This window comes from Rhizobium sp. TH2 (genome assembly GCF_024707525.1).
Lineage (GTDB): Bacteria > Pseudomonadota > Alphaproteobacteria > Rhizobiales > Rhizobiaceae > Rhizobium_E.
This window is the reverse complement of sequence record NZ_CP062231.1, coordinates 5462794-5479876: the sequence shown is the minus strand read 5'-3', so window position 1 is coordinate 5479876 and position 17083 is coordinate 5462794. Positions and strand designations below refer to the sequence as shown.

Genomic DNA, 17083 nt, shown 5'->3' with positions numbered 1-17083 from the left:
CGCTTCCCGCCACCCGATTCCTGCCTTCTGGTTACCTTATTTATTTCGTCTACCCCTACTTGATTGATAGACTGATTATGGCCATTATTCGTCACAAGTTGCCAGTTTGTTCTGAATTGGTTACCACATCGTAATGGAGGCATATATGGCGACCGGTATCACAAAACGCGAACAACATTCACCCGACGCCATTTCTGCACGGAATTTCTATGAAGATGATTTACCCTTGCCCTCTGATCGCGAGGAAGCCATTCTTGCTTATCACCACAAAGCCGACGTCATAGACATCGTAAGGCCGGTGCAACGCGACTTTCTGCACCTAAGGGCTAAGGGGGTTTTTGAAGCGAGCACCTTCCCAGACAATGCCTTCGTCCTCGATGATAATTTCTTCGCGCTGCAGGAACTGGCGCAAACTGGCCGCAAGGCTACTCTTTTCTACCTCGACCCGCCCTATGGCACCGGCTTGGATTTTCATTCTCGCGACCTTGAACATGCCTATGACGACCGCATGGGGCAGGCTGCCTACATTGAGTTCATGCGCCGCCGCCTTATCCTGATGAGGGAATGTATGACGGACGACGGGTCCATCTATGTCCACATCGGGCACCAGATGGTTGCTCATCTAAAAATCGTGATGGACGAGATTTTCGGCACCGACAATTTCCGAAATCTAATTACGCGCCGGAAATGCAGCAGCAAGAATTTCACTAGCAAGCAGTTCGCGAACCTCAACGACTTCGTCCTTTTTTACACGAAAGGCAAATCTTATAAATGGAATCAGCCCGGCACAGCGGCCGAGGACGACTGGATTTTGAAAGAATACCCGCGCGTGGATGAATTCGGGCGCCGCTACAAGCTCGTGCCCATCCATGCCCCAGGAACCCGCAACGGGGAAACCGGAATGGCGTGGCGGGACATGTTACCCCCACCTGGCAAGCATTGGCAGTATGTACCCTCAAAGCTGGAGGAGTTGGACAAGATAGGCGACATGTATTGGTCGAGCAATGGCAACCCGCGCCGGAAGGTCTATTGGACGGCCGACAAAAAGCGAACTATCAGCGATTATTGGGAGCAATACCGGGACGCCCACCACCAGAGCATCCAGATTTCGGGTTATCCCACCGAAAAGAACCTCGACATGATTAAGATGATTGTCGGCGCCAGCTCAGACCCCGGCGACCTAGTGATAGACCCCTTCTGCGGGTCCGGCACGACGCTCCAGGCAGCCCGCGACACCGGCCGCCGCTATATTGGCATGGATGCGTCCTTTACCGCTGCCAAAGCCACGCTTCGCCGTATGCGCCATGGGGTTGAGGCCATGGGTGACTATGTGAACAAGAAACGCGGCCGGGACGAGCCCGAGCTGCCTTTTGCTAAAGACGGCGCTTTGAAAGCCAAACAGGAATGCGCCTTCTACGTGGACAGCCGCCTTTATGAGGCCTATGGGCAAGAAATTGACGTTTTGGCAGGCATCTAGCCGTTCAACCAGTCGGCGGTAATACGCTTTGCCGCCAGCTTCAAGGTGATAACCCTCACTCGGCCGTCCCAATCGCCATCCAGCTCGCAGGCCTCTTTCCAGGTGTCGCCATGCATGAGGCCTGGGCCATCGGACAGGAATATCATCTTGAGCTTGGTGGGGGTCACCTTGTCAAAAGCTTTGGCCTTTTCGACCTTGTTGCTGTTCCCCCCCGTGCGGTCGTCGGACTGCGCGCCGCCGCGTGTGGAATCGTAGCGGGCAAAGCCAATCGCCACGACCTCGTTGTCAGCCGCACGACGGACGACAAAATCACACGGAAACGCGCTCTTGAACTCCGGGTATATGGTGGAAAGCTCGATGTCCCGGCCCGCCCCGCGTGGCCCTTCTATAGTAAATAGATCCCTAAAGTGCTCTTCAAACCAATCAAAAAATAGCCCCGTTAGCTCGTATCCGGATTGCCCTCTGGTATCGTACTCACCAATCAACGCTGCCAAGGCGAACCGCGCTTCGGGTGATAGATCACCAAATTGCTCTTTCAGTTTACCGATGGGCTTAAAGGTCATCCCATAAATCTCAATCAGAGATTCCGTGCTTACCTTCTTGATTTTTTTGGTCGCTTCGGTGTCAAGTACCGGGGAAACGCAGCGGCGATACATTTTAAGAAGTGCCATGCGTTCATCCGCATCGCGGTCGGCACGTCGGATGCGGCTCAACACTTCGCCACTGGAAGCGCTTTCCTTAACGAGCTGGCAGAAAACCTCAATCGGTGCTTTGTACTTCTCAAAAAGCACTTCTAGAACTTCTGGAAAACGCAAAGCGCTATCAATTGGTGTGACAATCTTACTGACGTCGGTAATCGTGTCGAGAAACTTTATATCGGACATGAAATGACGATTCCCCTGATTCGGAGGAAGAATTTAGGAACAACCCTAAAGAGTCAAACATATATACAAATGGCTATTCAAAACGCTCGGGTTGTAGATGCGTATGCACCACATGACTCGAAATCGAAACAGGAGATTTCCGCTTGCCAACAGCTGAATGCGAGATTTTTCAAACCCAAACGTTTGACCACAAGGGCACGACCTATGTAGTCACGGCCTTCATCGAACCAACCAGTCCCATGACCATTAAGGTGGACGTCACGCAGCAAGGTGTTCCGGTCGCTATCACTTATCCAGATGGGCTGATGGCGACGCTATCCTATCAGGTTGATTTAATCACAAAATTCGATGTGGAGAACAAAACGGGCGTGGATGCTGTTGATGATTTGATGAAAACGGCCGAGAACGATATCCGCCGCTTCCTATAGCGTATCAAACGAAAGTTTCGTTCTTGATGCCCGCCCTAAGCTCGCAAATAAAATGTCCCGACATGGCTTGGCCGAGCATTTCTCTCAAGGGCATTTTGCTGCTTACTATCTGCAGGTCAGCCAAATCCAACTCGTAAGGAGGAAGAGCCCTAAGTTTCATCCAAAAGCTAATTCGCCTCAGAAATTCATTGTAATAAAGAGGATAGCAACAGTCCTCGGGGATAGTTCTCTGTACTGCAGACCTTCTGAAAAGATATGGCTTATATGTTCTCCCCTCCTTAGAAATAATAACTATATTCTTCGAAACCGCCTTTCCAAATGCCTTTACGCCTATCAGGCGTCCGTATTTTCCAAACCAACAATGCCCTTTTTTATCAATGACTTTTTGAATTTCTTCAACAGGGTCAACGCCATCCATTTTTGAAACACGAATGACTAGAATTTTCTTTGGTTTTTCGATTTTCATGGAATTCTCGGGCTGGGAGGATACCTGCGTAAGCGAGCTACTATGAAATATGGCTTCATTAGTCCACCACATCTTTCTCGACGAAATTCCAATGAAAATGTCCTGCTCGAAAAAGCAGCTTGACACCATCCTTAACTAGATTAGAGATACGCCTATCCTTAAATAGTTAAGGACGGAGAAACGCATGACCCAATCACATACCTATGACGTCAAATCCGTCGGAGAAACTCTCGATGGCATTACCCAGGCTCTGGAGCGTGTTTTGGCGGGCATCTCAGCCCTCCGCACGCAACTGAGGTCTGAAAAACCCCTCGATATGTCTTTCGACCCAAAAGACCCAGCGAATAAATACGAGGTTGGCGGACTTGAAAAACTGACATCGCGAGGCATCGAAATTTGTTACCGCCTCTTCGATGCTGGAAAGACCCGCTATGCGGTAGCCGAACTGATGGACATTAGCTTTGGCGCCGCCAATCATCGCTTTAAAGCGTGGGAGAAGGTTGGAGGTGCCAATCGTACCAAAAACCCCATCAGCTAAGCGCCGTCACCATCCTGGGTCGTGTCGCGCGCACGGCCCAGCATCGCTGACAAGGCGCTTAGGACGAATTTAGCAAGTTGTTGTCCCCACTTACTGCGAGGGAACATGTCAAACGGCTATGACGAAGATGATGATGATTTGGGCAGACCCGGGAATTCAGGCAGATTATCAGGTTGCGCTTGGGGAATTCTTGGTCAGGTTCAATGGGTGGGAAAACATTATCGGTGACGTCCTGGAACGGGCTTTGGGCAAGCTCGGTGGGTCAGACCTGTATCGATCGCAAGGGGCATAACCTTGAAAGCAAGCTCCACGCGTAAGCGTTCGGCGTTATGCAGAAACTTTGCAAATAACTCCAAAGTAACTACCGCAACTTTTCATAGGCCCGTAATTGGGCAATCAAAGACCTGTTAGTTTCAATTCCCCAAGCGACCATGCACATGGTGGCATAACTTTGCACCGTGGCACCGCACTTCCTCATGAGATGAAAAGCCGGGGCGATGTGGGCTTTAGGAATATCGGTCAGGGGTGAGTTTGGGCCGTTCACAAACAGGGCAGCAACCGTCATCAATAAATCAAAATCGGCTTTGTCCAACTTCGCTATTTCCCCTGGATCAGCCATATCGATACCATCGCTCCAAACTTTCATATCAGTAATGCTCGGTTCCTTCACGTTGGTTTTAATTCCCGCCACCGGTCAATCAAAAGCCGGTTGATCCTAAGATTGTCGGCGACGAAATCCATGTCGTTGCAATCCCGAACGCTAGGAACGCATTTCCGCATGGTGATGAATGCAGCGGCGTAAAGCTCGCCAGGGATGTACTCTGTCGGCACGCTAAGATTCAACAGGTCCACCACGACTATGAGGTCGGCATATTCCGCCGCATCAAGCTTCACAAATTCAATCAGATTAACCCTCATAGTTCTGTCCTCATAGGCGAGCGCGGGGTATCCAAAGTATCCAAAGTATCCTTCCATTGGAAATCACGGCAAATGACAGTGACAGTTTTCATATTTATGTAGTTTGCCATATTATGATCAGCACTTATTGCTATTAATTGATACAATCAAATTTTCCAGACGTTCTATTAACTAGAGATACTTTGGATACTTGGGATACCCAATGTGAAGGGGATGATCTGCCCCGGTTGGACGGATGGAGGTGCACCCCCCTGTGCAATTGCCCATCGCCGCCTTGCATCGGCTATTAATTTCGTGAGCATTTGATTATCCATGCGTTTCACATCGTCCACAGTGTGCGCGCCCTTCACGATCAATACGGTTTCGAGGTGATTGCTCATTTTTATCTTGTGGCCGCTCGATTGCATCCCAGCCCGTTCATAGACATGGTTCATGGCACGCCCCTTTGGTGCGTCTTCAATGCCGATGAACTCTCTCAAATCCCGAACGGTAGCCAAATCGCCTTGCCACTCTTCGCGGAACTGGCGCGCGGCTTTGTCCGCGTCACTTTCCATGCTGGACAGTGCCTGTGCTTTGATGGCGTTCATTGGGGCGCACTCCCCCGCTTTGAAACTGCCTATGTCGAGCGTCGCGAGATACCGTTGCACGCTGGCAATGAATTTCGGATCATTGGCCAAGCTATGAAGGCGTTCGAACCATTCTATTGGCTTTCGTTCGTCCGGATTGGCGATAACGATCACACGGCGGTCGTTATTATCGAACGGTAAGGCGTCCAGATGGTTACTGAACATCAGGAAGCGGCAACAATTTTTCTCGATGTATTGCGCGCCATATTTCACATTGATGTTCCGGGTCTCGGTTGTGAGCGCCGATTTAAGCGCCTCGCTCTTTGAGTATCGATCGGATGAATTTCCTTCACGAATTTCGTCAAAGGTTGCGAGCAGCTTTTGTGAAATGCGTTCGTTAAAACCACCGCCAATGACGGCACTCACGTCCACATTCGTGGCAACGTAGCCGGGTAACGCCCGTGTTAGAATGCTGGCAAATGTCCCGCGTCCGATGCCAGTTTGCCGCGCGATCATGAGATAATGGGTATGGGGAAGCTCATTTGGTTTTTGGAAGATATGAGCCAGCCATTGAAGGAAGCGCGCGCACTCCTCGGCGTTCGGCAAGAGATAAGCAACATGATCAAGAAATGGTCTTACCCGTTCTTCCCAGTCTGCGGGCGGTTCCGAAATACGTAAACCGCTCCACATGTTGTAGGCTCGGCTGCCCCCTTGCGAACGGTCAAGCGCACTGCAAATTTCCGGTTCGCCTGGTTGCCATGTCAGCCCGTCTACTGTGATGCGGCCAGGATGGTTCATCCACAATTTCAACACCGGAACGCGCTTGGACACGGGCTTGCCTTCCCGGTCAGTGTCTCCGCTATCAATCAAGACGATTGACGCCGCATAGTCCCGCATTGCGTTTTCATATTTGAGGACGCGCTTGCTGCGTCGGCTCGCGATATATGACCCGCCCACCAAGACCAAATCAGCCAATGCTTCGTCTAGGGTCAGGATGTCGGGCAAGGGCGGAAATTCCAAACCGTCGCCTATATCAATATCACCCTTTTGAGTGCGGGTCGTCATAAACTGGCGATCCTGTCCACACACCTCATTGATTGTTCGGGCTCGATAGTCAGCATGCATCGACCATTTTTTCCGCTGGCATATTGGCGCACGGTTCATCAAGCGTTCGATGCGAAAGGGATTGCATCCTGTCCACCACGCGAGCGCGCCGGCAAGCGCCAGTTCAGCTTGACTGCTATCGAAAGCGCGATGGTCGCCGCCGGGCGGATAACATCGCGCCAATTTGACGGCATTCCCTTCCCAAAGGTCACGGAACGACGCCTTCCCGCCGAACATTACACGCGGCCCGCCAGCGCTCGCACATGCCCGCCTGATCAATTCGTCATCGTCCGACGGCCCATTGTAGCCCGGCCGCGCTGCGTCCTGCCAATGCTCGCGACCAAGCGTAATTTGCTTTGCATTGCCTGATCTGGGGGGAAAGCTATCGATCCAAGTCGTAAGCATCACGTCGCAATCCGGTCCCACTTCCGGCGGTACCCAATCACAGTGGCCGAACGCAACAAAGCGGCCAGAAATGTAGCATTCGAACGAGTGGCCTTCTGTATCGGACCATTTGCGCGCCTTGCCAGAAAATGCTGTCTTATCGGCTACGCGAACGATCCCATGCAGGCCGTTTCCGCTTTGGCTGGTTTCCCACGCCGCAGTTCGAAACCAAAGGTCTTTGATCACCCGAGCGTATTGAAGCCAGTCCCCCGTGGCATGGTCCCGGCAATCGTCCAGATCAATAAAAACGAAAGGATCATGCGGTGTGAAAACAAAACCTATGCCATTGAAGTTGCCATGCGCTAGCGCTGCGCAAGCCGTCGCATAATCGGCCCAAGTCGTGGGGTCGGTCGCGCTAGCGGTGTTTCCGGTCATGGGGTTGAAAGGCAACTTGCGCGGTTTCGGATAACCGGCTTTTTGCACAAGCTTCCACACGATGAATTGCGGATAGGCCCTAAGTGCTTCGGGCACATTGTTTCGTGGCGATAGTTGAGGTACATTCATGTGGCAAATCCATCGCCCGGTTAAACGTCCCACGGCTGGCCGGGCACCTTTTTGGGCGGGTATTTTGGTGGGTATTTTTTTAAGCCTATTATAACATATTGTTTACGTACGTTTTTTCGGCCAATATCGCGGACATAGTCTCCGCCGTCACGCTGCTGCGAGGCTGTTTTCCCACGCCTCCACGTCGCCTAGTCGCCAGCGCGAACATCCGCCGGAGAGCTTCACAGGCTTCGGAAAATTGGTGTCTTCCCGCATTCGCCGCCAAATGGTGGTGCGATGAACGCCGATGCGTTCTGCGAATTGCAGATCGGATAAAAACCGGCTGTTGTGAGTGAGCGATTTAGCAAATTTGGTCATACTGCATCCTACTAGTTGCCTTGGATGCGGATAGACTGAAACACCTTCATACGATTTACAATAAAGAAAGCGGTCCATCTAAGTGACGTAATATCTGGACTGCCTATAAAGCGGTCCAAATAAGCGGCTTTATTAATGGACTACCAGTTTTCTATATCTGCGAACCTTTCGCCGCTCCGTTTCGCTTTGTCTTCAAAATCTTTAAGCTCCTTTATTTCTTCAAATAACTTTGACCTTTTGATTTTCGTTCTGGCCATTATGTTCGATGCAACAGAATCGGAATTCTCACCGCGCCTTGTCCGCTTGACATATTCGATCGCCGCCATACGCAACGCGCCCTTGAAAACCTTCGGCCTTCCCCTCTTGTTTTTTGGTGGATTGAGTTTGATCAGTTGCTCCAAAAGCTCTGCTATGTAGTCACGCTCCAATGGTCCGATATGCTCGTCCGATCGCAACCATTTGACCAAGGGTTCCGCATCCCCGTTCGCGGCCAGATAAACAATCCTATCAAATTCAACTTCGTTCATTCCTGGCCTCTTAAAAAAGCAGCCCAATCTGCCATCATGTGGCGGCGCTTTTCCATCATGTCACCACGTCGATAAGCGGCCTCGACCTTGTTGCCGATTGAATGAGCGAGCGCCATTTCGGCCATTTCCTGCGGATAGTCAGAAATTTCGGCAGCCCAATCGCGAAATGTGCTGCGAATTCCATGTGGAACAGCGGGACGGTTCGAATTGCGATCCAACCATCCTTTGCGGCCGCCCTCCAATTCAACGGCGTGCATTCGGCGCATGACGGCAGACAAGCTCATATCCGACAACGCGCCACCACGTGGCGCGGCAAACACATAGGATGAACCCTCCAAATCAGGCAGCGCTTTCAGAAGCTTTATTGCATCATCCGTGAGTGGTACGCGGTGCTCGCGCTTTGCCTTCATGCGAGCCGCCGGAATCACCCACAGTTGGGCGTCCGAGTCGATTTCGTCCCACGTCATCCCGCGCACTTCTCCTGATCGTGCGGCCGTGAATGCCATAAATTCAAGCGCCCGCGCTGATATCCCCTCCCGTTGGCGCAAGGCCGCAAACCATGCTGACGCTTCTTTCATTCGGATTGCGCCATGATTGACCGCGAACTGCTTTGCTGGTTTTGGCATGACGGCCTCTAGATTACCCTTCCAACGTGCCGGATTGTCGCCACTCCGATGACCGTTCACAGTTGCCCAGCTAAGAACAGCTTCTATTCGACCACGCAGCCGAGATGCCGTTTCTGTTTTGCTCTCCCATATCGGTTTAAGAACGGCTTGAATATCATGGACGGTGATTTCCGAAACTGCCATGCCACCAATCACAGGGGTGGCATATGTCGCCAATGTGCTTTCCCATTGATCGGCGTGTTTTTCGTTACTGAATTCAATCCGCTTTGACGCTAGATATTTTTCTGCCGCCTTCTCAAAAGTTAAACGCTGGCTGATTACGAGCCTTGCTTGTCGGTTGCGTTCGATTGGATTGACGCCGTCGTAAATTTCGCGCTTCGCCTTCCTGGCACGTTCGCGAGCTTCGGCAAGTGAGACTTCTGGGAATGGTCCCAGCCCATGTTCGCGGCGCTTGCCGTCAATTGCAACACGCAGCAACCATGACCGCGCACCGGAGGGCGTGACTTGGAGCAGTAGTCCAGATACTCCGCCAACCGCGTGTTTACCCGGATGCCTGAGCCGGTTCACGGTCAACGCAACTAGCTCTTTTGCTATCTTTGGCAACGTCATTACCCATCTTTGTACCCACCTAAAATAGTGACATTGATGGCAACGAATTGCAACATGTCGCATCGATTAAAATCAACTATCACATTGATATCTATGCCAATCCGAGACTTGTTGCTACGACATGGGACCGAAGAATGGCGGCCGCTCTGTCCGCCATCTTCTTTTTCAACCTTATGATTTTTCATCGTTATTTCCTTCCGTCTGTCCAACCTCTTGGGAGGGTTGGACAATCTCTTGTTTACGATCGGACCTTTCGGGCATGGTATCGACCGCCGTGTCGGCCATGCGTTCTTGGTCTGCTTCTCGGGTGTAGCGCTCGACTTCCTTGAGCGAGAGGTGCCCTGTCACGGACGCGATAAGGTTAACGCTGTTGCCAGCCTCCGCCAGGCGCCGCGCTGCGGCTTTGCGCAATCCATGCGCGGAGCAATGGGTTAGGCCCGCTTCATCGCACCGCTCGCGGACCCAGTTTCCGAAGCCGGCGGCGGTGAAGGCCTTCTTGAATTCCGTCCGCAGGAATGTCTCGGCGCCAGGGTCTGTCATGCCCAACGCCTCAACGAGCGAAGGGTGCATTTTCAGCTTCAACCGCGTGCCCGTCTTTTCCTGTCGCACGGCGATCTTGTTGCCACTGACATCCTTCCAGCCCAGCCGGACGGCATCGCCGCGACGCTGCCCAGTGTAGAGCATCAGCGCCATCGCCAGGCGGGCCTTGGTGCCGATTGGATGGCGGGCCTCATAGGCAGCAATCTCGTTCTCGGTCCATGTGTGGAAGCCGTCAGTTTTCTTCGAGAAACCTTTGACCTTGTCAGTCGGATCGACCTTGATCCATTCGAGGTCGAGCGCCGTGCGCATCAGTATCCGCAGCATACGAAGCCGATTGTTCGCGGCGGCCGGCGTCTTCGACATATTGCCAATCATCTTTTTGACGTGCGCACGGGTGAGATTAGCAACAAGCTTGGGGCCGTGTTCGCGGCGCAACGCCTCGCTTATGCCGCGATAGGTGTTTTGCGTAGATGCGGCGGTGCCGGTGAATTCCGCTGTCTGGTAGTAGGACGCGATCAGCGCCGACATCGAGCGTGCGACTTCGCGGCGCTTGCCGACCTGCGTTTTCGCCACCGCCTCGCCTTTCAGCGCTGCCTGATACTGCCGATCGAATTCGTCGGATGGAAACTCCGCCTTGATATAGGCGGAGTGCATCCCTTTGCGGAACCGGTAGCGCATCTTGCCATGACGATCGCGGGCCGGAGAGACATGCTTCGGCAGCGCCGACCTACTCTTGCGCGCCATCGTCGAAGACCTCGTCCCATTCGTTCGCTGCCGGCCGCACCTTGGCGGCCGAGGGATGTGTAACGACGCGAATGCCGTCTGCTGACGCAATAATTTCGTGGACGATCATGCCAGCCTTGAGCGCGCCCTTCACGGCCCGCTCGACATCAATCTGCTTGAAGCTGGAACGCGGCCCGGCGGTAACGATCGCCGGGCCGCTGGTGGCGGGCGCGCTCATGCGGAGCCCGCCTCGGCTGCCCGCGCGTGGCGGCGGGGCGGGCTGCCGGTCTCTGCATCGATGCAATTATTCATCCTGACGCGCAGCGCTTTCGCTCTTGCGTGGCTACGATCGAGAACGATGCCGATGCTGTCCATGTCCTCGAGGGCGAGCCAATCAGTGTTCGTGACGGCGAGGCGGGCGACGCTGAGTTCGTCTATGATCGACAACAAATCGTCGGTGAAATCAATCATCAGATCGCGGGTGCAAGACGAGGTCAGCGCAAACCCTCCGACCTTTTGATTTTGATCGCCGGGCGCAAGGCCGTCGATGATCGCCGTCCGCATCGCCTCGGCTGCTTTATCGAGCTTTGGGGTATCAGTACGGGTCGCATAGCCAACGTCGAGAGCAACGTGGATCGTCTTTAGTGCCCCATCGGCCATATCTTCGATGGCCCAAGCGGCTTGGAACGCGGCTGACATCTTTCGGCGGGTCTGGGCGAGGTCTTTCGTCAGATCGCCGTCGAGCAGTTCAGACAGGGCGGTGGCCATCGTGTGCAGGCCGATCACTTTGCCTTCGGCAGTCAGCAGCATATCGATGATGTCGCCGGGCTCAGCGCTTGCATTTTCGGGTGTTTCCGGTGTAGAAAGTTCCTGCATTTTGGTGCCCTCCTATGGCTCCAGATTGAAATGGCACCGTCGGTTCTCAGGCCGAGACGGTGCCATTTTTCGTTTCAGAGGATTGCTGCCTAATCATTTTCTCTTTGATAGCCAGCACGACTTCTGCGCTCTGCGACCGCATGTTGCGATTGGCTTCCGCCGCCAGCCAGCCCTTGACGTGCTCGGGCAGCTTGATCTTGAACTGCACATGGTCGTCACTCATACACGCCTCCGTGACGGACAGTTTTTGTCCTTCCGACTTATGGACACAAAATGTCCGTGGCGTCAAGGACACTTTATGTCCATAGTCGAGGCATGAAGACCTCCGACACACAATTTAAGTTGATAATTCCGGGACAGCTGAAAGCTCAGCTCGACGGCGCTGCTACCAGCAGCCGGCGCAGCCTTTCGAGTGAGATCGTCCAACGCCTCCAGGACACGTTCGATTTTCCGCCAATCCTCGACCACGACAGTCCTCGCAGCCCGATAAAGCAAGAAGATTTCGACCTCCTGCGAACCGAGGCCGCAGACGCTAGGCGAGCCCTTGAGGATCTTGTGAGCAAAGGCGAGGTGTGGAAGGATTTGTACCTGCAGCAGAATGACCTGACACGACAATATGCCGGCCTAGCGAAAGCGCTCTGCCACACTATTCTTTCGCACGGCGACAACGTGCCCGCCGACCTGGCCGCTTTCGCAGACGAGCTGCTGCCGTCATTCACCTGGTTGCGCGAGAACGAGCCGCCGCGCGATTTTGAACGACGGTTGGCCGCCGAAAGAGTTGGCGGTACCGGCGAGGCGCCGGAAGACGCGTGAGGAAGCAAAAGGCATGACAGAGGGTAAGCGCGAGCGAATAAAGCTCACCGCAAATTTTTTCAATAGGATCGCCGTGGCGTCGTTCGCGATCAGTGCGATCGCGCCGACGGTTGCGTTCATGTCACGGGAGAGCTTCATGGGAATTTTTCCCGCCAGCGTATTCCTTCTGGTCCTGGGCCTCGGCCTTCACGTCGCGGCGCTGCGCATCATCGCCCAACTCGACGACGAAGCAAAAGCAGCGGGTGATTTAACTTGAAAGAGCCGATATAAGACCGGGAAGGGCCGAATGCGCGTATACCGGGCTTGAGTGCCTGAGGGCCACATACAAGTCAGGAAAATCAACTGGCTACCAAGAAGGTTCGCCACTCGATTTCCCGGTCTGTTCCAGTTGGCTGGCTAACTTTCAGTTAGAGATTTTCCGAGACCGAATAGCCCACCAAAGAGCGATGACGGCAGCTTTCCCGCCGAGCTGGGGTTCATAAGAGCTTTTGCTACGCGCTGGTAAGTCATCTTGCTTTCCATCGATCTAAGCTGGTTGTCGATATCGTTGATCTCCTCGATTTGGCGCAAAAATTCTTCGACCGGCCAATCCATGTCGGGAAACTTGAGGGATTTCGTGGCAGTGATCGCGAAAAACTCCACGCCGTCAGTTTTCGGACTTCGACGAAAAGCCGTATGAGCGACAACGTTCCTGGTTTCAGAGGCCTTGCGCGCCCGAAGGGCGAGATCGTCGAAATTCTTAGCAGCGTCCTTATCGATGAGTAGTGCCGCTACCAATGCGCGCAACGTTTTGACTTTGTCGTCAAAGGTCATATTCCGCGTAACGATCGTTCTAGCTGCGCCGTCCACTTCTAGAACTTCCCCGATTGTCTGATTGATTCCTTGCTCAAGTAGCGCAAAGAAACCCATGAAGGCACCGACGAGCGCAAACGCTCGTAAGTCGGGATCCATCGCCGCCAAGTTTTCTTCTGAAATTCCGTAGGTCATGTTGATGCTGCTCCAGTCCCCATGCTGGCGCGATCATGTCACAGCTTCGGCGCTAGAACCACTGCGGCTCCAATTCAAATCAAATTGGGTGTCAGCCTACCGCTTCACCAGGCGCTGCCCCACGCCGAAATTCGCCCGCATCGCCCTGTTCGCTGCCGAGCCGGGCCGGGTTATCGCGCTCGCGACTTGCTCCTCGAGCACGAACGTGACGTTCCGGCCGCCTTTGCCATCGTCGCGCTCTTCGGTCCGGACATCCGCGCGTGCATTGTTGATGACCGTCACCTTAACATTGCCCTGTGAAGCGCCATGGGGGCGACCCGCGCCGCCCCGGAGGGCGGAAGGTGAAACACGTGCCGCCTGGGCATTGATAACGGAGCCAAGCCCGACCTTTGGAGCGGGGGGAAACGCACCCGTCGTCGCGCCGCCGACAGCGAGAGAAGGTTAAACCCGCCACTCTGGAAAAAGGCTGTCCACGAACATCTGCTGCAGCTTGTCGGCCATGCGGTTGAGAACATTCACTGCCCACGCTGCCGAGCTCTTCCCACGTCACCTTACCGTCTTCAAGCGCCGCCCGCATATCGGTCAGCGCGCCGCTGAGAACGTCCTTTTGGAACTGAACAGCATCGGCCGCTTTCCGGTTTTTCTCGGCGAGCTCCCGAAGCTTCGCGCTGCCCGTCGCAAAGCCGGACGGCACGGTAAGGAAACACCTCCGAAGCTGGCGTGCGCTTACGTTTACCGTTCACCAATCGGGTACTCGCTGTGTGCTGACATCCCGATGAACGGGATGCCCGAGACCTTCTATAGCACCCTACAATGCTCGATCGGGCACTCCCAAACTTTTCAACTTGGCCGAAACCGGGAATCGATGCAGGTTGCCCGCATCTCAAAGGGTGACCGAGGATTTGGAATGGGCGAAAAGCCGCTTGATTTGATCGAGCTATGGTCGCTTTACGGCGATATGTTATGGGAGCCTGGCCACCACAAGAGATGCTGTCAGGGATACATCGCCGAACTCCAGTACATTGCCGACAAACATGGCATTCAGAGCATCGGGAATGATCTGACCAATACAATCCGGGGCGCCCTCCGCCGAAAAGGTAATAAGAACAGTACGATAAACAGGAAGCTGTCCTGTCTCAGCAAGTTGCTTCGCAAGCACTATAACGACGGGCATATTGATAAGCTTCCCGACCTGAGAAAGTACCCTGAGCGAAAGGGTCGAATACGATTTCTTTCAAAGGAGGAGCAGTCCTCACTGTTTGCCGTCCTCGATGCGATCGATAGGAAGTTCGGTGATCTCTCCCGATTTCTGGTCTCCACCGGATCACGATTTGGCGAAGCTCAAAAACTTCGTTGGCCAGATGTGAATAGTGAAACTGCGACGTTCTGGGAAACCAAGAGCGGCTTTCCTCGCAGCGTGCCACTGACGACGCAGGCGCAAGACGCACTGTCGTCCGCGAGGCTAAGGTGCGGGTCGTTGGCCGGTCCATTTCACGACATAGACTATCAGAATTTTCGATACGCGTGGCGGAAAGCGAAGGAGCGATGCGGGCTCGGAAACGACAAGCAGGTGGTGCCCCACATCCTTCGCCACACCTGTGCTTCCCGGCTCGCCCAATCAGGCATCGACATCCGGCATATTCAGGAGTTTTTAGGCCATCGAACTCTCAGTATGACGGTTAAATACGCACACCTGGCGCCCAAGAACCTTGCCGGCTGTGCGAGTGTTCTGGAGATCTATGAATAGGCCCTCTGAAATCGAACCGCGAGAAATCCAAGGATTATTTCGAGCGGGCGACAGAATATCCCGCGACCTTCTATGGCCAGCTCTCGGCGGCCCGGATGAAAGTCGCGATCAAGCCCGGCCACCGCTATGCTGTAACGGATGCCGACCGGCTGGCCTTCGCGTCGCGGCCAGAGATTATCGGCCTCTCGCTGATCGAGCAGTCGGGGGAAGCCGCCCGGGCACGACGGCTGTATCTCGCACTCGCCGCGACGCTCGAAAATCCGGTCGACATCCAGCAGCTTGCCAGCAAGGCACTTGAAACGCACGGTTCGACACTGGCGCTGGCGATTGGCAAGACAGCACTCAAGCAGGGCCATGATCCGGGGCTCGCCGCCTTCCCGCTCGGTGCGATCCCAGAGACGGCTGATATCTCCGGTGCCGGCAAGGCGCTCGCCTATGCGATCGCCCGGCAGGAGAGCGCCTTCAATCCGCAGGCTGTCTCGCCCGCCAACGCACGCGGGCTGCTGCAATTGCTGCCCTCGACCGCAAAACGTGTCGCGAAGCAATACCAGATGGCCTATGCGGACGAGAAGCTGACCGAGGATCCGGCCTTCAACGCGACGCTTGGCTCGCACTATCTCGGCGAGCAGATCAGCAAATTCGATGGCTCGCTGATCATGACCTTCGCCGCCTATAATGCGGGGCCGAGCCGGGTAACGCAGTGGATCAGGCGTTACGGCGACCCGCGCGGCAAGGATATCGACGTCGCGGTCGATTGGGTGGAGAGCATTCCCTTCACCGAAACGCGCGACTATGTGCAGCGGGTGATGGAGAATTACCAGGTCTACAAGCTGCTGCTGAGCGAGACACCTGATATTGCCGCCGACATGACGGCTGGCCGATAGGGTCCCGCAATTCTCATACCGGCACTTGACCGGGAAGCCGTTCTTGCCTTTGCTGCGCATCCGACCAGCGAACGGACAGAACATGCAGCAAGATGGCTTTACGCCCCTTCACTTCACCAGCGACGATGGGCTGGCACTTTACGGCCGTGACTATGGAAGCGGGAATTCCGGGCGACGGCCGATCGTCTGCCTGGCGGGGCTCTCCCGCAACAGCCGGGATTTTCACCAGCTGGCGACATGGCTTGCAGACCAGGGGCGGCGCGTGATCACCCTCGACTATCGCGGCCGCGGCCTTTCCGCCCGGGATCCGAACCCCGCCAACTACAATATCGGCCGCGAGGCCCAGGACGTGGTCGCCGCATTGCGGACGCTCGGCATCAGCCGTGCGATCTTCATCGGCACGTCGCGTGGCGGCTTGATCCTGCATATTCTGCCTGCTTTCGTGCCCGATATGATCGCGGCATGCATTCTCAACGACGTCGGGCCGGTCATCGAGGTCGCCGGGTTGCGGGTGATCCGCGAATATCTGTCGGCGCGGCTGGAGCCAAAGGACTTTACCGAGGCAGCCCGCGCGCTCAAGGCAACGCACGGCGTGGACTCTCCCGCGCTTGGCGACAATGACTGGAACGACATGGCGGATGCGATCTTCCGGGAGACGGGCGGGCGCATTGTTTCGGATTATGATCCGGCGCTGGTCGAACCGTTGAAGACCATGGACATGGATCAGCACCTGCCCGATCTCTGGCCGCAATATGAAGCACTCGCTTCAATTCCCGTGATGATCGTGCGGGGCGAAAACTCGAAGCTGTTTTCGGCGGATGTGGCCGGTGAGATGGTCGCACGACACGGGCCGCAAATCGAATTGATCATGGCCAGAGGTCAAGGGCATGCGCCGATCCTGCACATTCCTGATGTGCTTGGACCGGTCTCCAATTTTATCGCGTCCCATTAGAGCCCTTCAGGGTTAAATGGAAGCATTCTGCCGGAGCAGGTTTTCGTCAGGACCAAGGCGATGATCGAGGTCGTACCCGTAGGTACGGCCGAGGTCATCGCCACAGGGTCATG

At 54.7% G+C, this 17083-nt stretch carries 22 protein-coding genes; 8 read left to right on the top strand and 14 right to left on the bottom strand.

All coding sequences use genetic code 11. From position 1 onward, the window contains the following. The first annotated feature begins 145 nt into the window (after nucleotides 1-145). Nucleotides 146-1477, top strand: a complete 1332-nt coding sequence (locus tag IHQ71_RS26795; protein WP_258159443.1) for a site-specific DNA-methyltransferase — start codon at nucleotides 146-148, stop codon at nucleotides 1475-1477. On the opposite strand, the gene IHQ71_RS26790 is transcribed toward IHQ71_RS26795, so the two are convergent. Beyond that, nucleotides 1474-2361, bottom strand: coding sequence for a hypothetical protein (locus IHQ71_RS26790; protein ID WP_258159442.1), 888 nt, complete (start codon nucleotides 2359-2361; stop codon nucleotides 1474-1476). The genes IHQ71_RS26795 and IHQ71_RS26790 overlap by 4 nt on opposite strands. A gap of 143 nt (nucleotides 2362-2504) precedes the next feature. Here IHQ71_RS26790 and IHQ71_RS26785 point away from each other — a divergent pair, with 143 nt between their 5' ends. After that, complete coding sequence (locus tag IHQ71_RS26785; RefSeq protein WP_258159441.1) at nucleotides 2505-2789, top strand: hypothetical protein; 285 nt, start codon at nucleotides 2505-2507, stop codon at nucleotides 2787-2789. Between the two features lie 4 nt (nucleotides 2790-2793). Here the strand turns inward: IHQ71_RS26785 and IHQ71_RS26780 are convergent, their stop codons facing one another. Further along, nucleotides 2794-3255, bottom strand: coding sequence for a hypothetical protein (locus IHQ71_RS26780; RefSeq protein WP_258159440.1), 462 nt, complete (start codon nucleotides 3253-3255; stop codon nucleotides 2794-2796). Between the two features lie 184 nt (nucleotides 3256-3439). Between IHQ71_RS26780 and IHQ71_RS26775 the strand changes: the two genes are divergently transcribed. Then, nucleotides 3440-3793: a hypothetical protein gene (locus IHQ71_RS26775; RefSeq protein ID WP_258159439.1), complete on the top strand. Its 354-nt coding sequence runs from the start codon at nucleotides 3440-3442 to the stop codon at nucleotides 3791-3793. Between the two features lie 361 nt (nucleotides 3794-4154). Here IHQ71_RS26775 and IHQ71_RS26770 read toward each other — a convergent pair whose 3' ends face one another. From IHQ71_RS26770 to IHQ71_RS26725, 10 genes are all read right to left on the bottom strand, one after another. Further along, nucleotides 4155-4463, bottom strand: a complete 309-nt coding sequence (locus IHQ71_RS26770) for a hypothetical protein (protein ID WP_258159438.1) — start codon at nucleotides 4461-4463, stop codon at nucleotides 4155-4157. Beyond that, complete coding sequence (locus IHQ71_RS26765) at nucleotides 4460-4711, bottom strand: hypothetical protein (protein ID WP_258159437.1); 252 nt, start codon at nucleotides 4709-4711, stop codon at nucleotides 4460-4462. Before IHQ71_RS26765 ends, IHQ71_RS26770 begins: the two co-directional genes overlap by 4 nt. Before the next feature lie 167 nt (nucleotides 4712-4878). Next, on the bottom strand, nucleotides 4879-7329 hold the full coding sequence (locus IHQ71_RS26760; RefSeq protein ID WP_258159436.1) for a DUF5906 domain-containing protein: 2451 nt from the start codon (nucleotides 7327-7329) through the stop codon (nucleotides 4879-4881). Nucleotides 7330-7476: 147 nt separating this feature from the next. Beyond that, nucleotides 7477-7686 (bottom strand): AlpA family transcriptional regulator, encoded by a 210-nt coding sequence (locus tag IHQ71_RS26755; protein ID WP_258159435.1) that lies wholly within the window; start codon nucleotides 7684-7686, stop codon nucleotides 7477-7479. A 140-nt stretch (nucleotides 7687-7826) separates the two neighbouring features. Continuing rightward, entirely contained in the window at nucleotides 7827-8213 is a 387-nt protein-coding gene (locus IHQ71_RS26750) for a hypothetical protein (protein WP_258159434.1), read from the bottom strand. Then, entirely contained in the window at nucleotides 8210-9448 is a 1239-nt protein-coding gene (locus tag IHQ71_RS26745) for a site-specific integrase (RefSeq protein ID WP_258159433.1), read from the bottom strand. Before IHQ71_RS26745 ends, IHQ71_RS26750 begins: the two co-directional genes overlap by 4 nt. Nucleotides 9449-9619: 171 nt before the next feature. Next, entirely contained in the window at nucleotides 9620-10732 is a 1113-nt protein-coding gene (locus IHQ71_RS26740; RefSeq protein ID WP_258159432.1) for a tyrosine-type recombinase/integrase, read from the bottom strand. After that, nucleotides 10716-10949: a hypothetical protein gene (locus tag IHQ71_RS26735; RefSeq protein ID WP_258159431.1), complete on the bottom strand. Its 234-nt coding sequence runs from the start codon at nucleotides 10947-10949 to the stop codon at nucleotides 10716-10718. Before IHQ71_RS26735 ends, IHQ71_RS26740 begins: the two co-directional genes overlap by 17 nt. After that, on the bottom strand, nucleotides 10946-11587 hold the full coding sequence (locus IHQ71_RS26730) for a hypothetical protein (RefSeq protein ID WP_258159430.1): 642 nt from the start codon (nucleotides 11585-11587) through the stop codon (nucleotides 10946-10948). The genes IHQ71_RS26735 and IHQ71_RS26730 overlap by 4 nt, the downstream gene beginning before the upstream one ends. 46 nt (nucleotides 11588-11633) lie before the next feature. Beyond that, nucleotides 11634-11810 carry an Arc domain-containing protein gene (locus IHQ71_RS26725; protein WP_258159429.1) on the bottom strand — a complete coding sequence of 59 codons (177 nt, stop codon included), beginning with the start codon at nucleotides 11808-11810 and terminating at the stop codon, nucleotides 11634-11636. 92 nt (nucleotides 11811-11902) lie between these two features. Here IHQ71_RS26725 and IHQ71_RS26720 point away from each other — a divergent pair, with 92 nt between their 5' ends. Together IHQ71_RS26720 and IHQ71_RS26715 are read left to right on the top strand one after the other, a co-directional pair. Next, nucleotides 11903-12400: an Arc family DNA-binding protein gene (locus tag IHQ71_RS26720; RefSeq protein ID WP_258159428.1), complete on the top strand. Its 498-nt coding sequence runs from the start codon at nucleotides 11903-11905 to the stop codon at nucleotides 12398-12400. A 13-nt stretch (nucleotides 12401-12413) separates the two neighbouring features. Further along, a complete protein-coding gene (locus IHQ71_RS26715) occupies nucleotides 12414-12656 on the top strand; it encodes a hypothetical protein (protein WP_258159427.1) in 243 nt (80 codons plus the stop codon). Nucleotides 12657-12796: 140 nt separating this feature from the next. On the opposite strand, the gene IHQ71_RS26710 is transcribed toward IHQ71_RS26715, so the two are convergent. Both IHQ71_RS26710 and IHQ71_RS26705 read right to left on the bottom strand, forming a co-directional pair. Next, entirely contained in the window at nucleotides 12797-13387 is a 591-nt protein-coding gene (locus tag IHQ71_RS26710; protein ID WP_258159426.1) for a hypothetical protein, read from the bottom strand. Between the two features lie 96 nt (nucleotides 13388-13483). After that, entirely contained in the window at nucleotides 13484-13669 is a 186-nt protein-coding gene (locus tag IHQ71_RS26705; RefSeq protein WP_258159425.1) for a hypothetical protein, read from the bottom strand. Nucleotides 13670-13886: 217 nt separating this feature from the next. Here IHQ71_RS26705 and IHQ71_RS26700 point away from each other — a divergent pair, with 217 nt between their 5' ends. The 3 genes from IHQ71_RS26700 to IHQ71_RS26690 all read left to right on the top strand — a co-directional run bounded on the left by IHQ71_RS26700 (nucleotide 13887) and on the right by IHQ71_RS26690 (nucleotide 16970). Beyond that, complete coding sequence (locus IHQ71_RS26700) at nucleotides 13887-15134, top strand: site-specific integrase (protein WP_258159424.1); 1248 nt, start codon at nucleotides 13887-13889, stop codon at nucleotides 15132-15134. A 95-nt stretch (nucleotides 15135-15229) separates the two neighbouring features. Next, on the top strand, nucleotides 15230-16018 hold the full coding sequence (locus tag IHQ71_RS26695; protein ID WP_258159423.1) for a lytic transglycosylase domain-containing protein: 789 nt from the start codon (nucleotides 15230-15232) through the stop codon (nucleotides 16016-16018). Between the two features lie 82 nt (nucleotides 16019-16100). Then, complete coding sequence (locus IHQ71_RS26690; RefSeq protein WP_258159422.1) at nucleotides 16101-16970, top strand: alpha/beta fold hydrolase; 870 nt, start codon at nucleotides 16101-16103, stop codon at nucleotides 16968-16970. The last annotated feature ends 113 nt before the right edge of the window (nucleotides 16971-17083 follow it).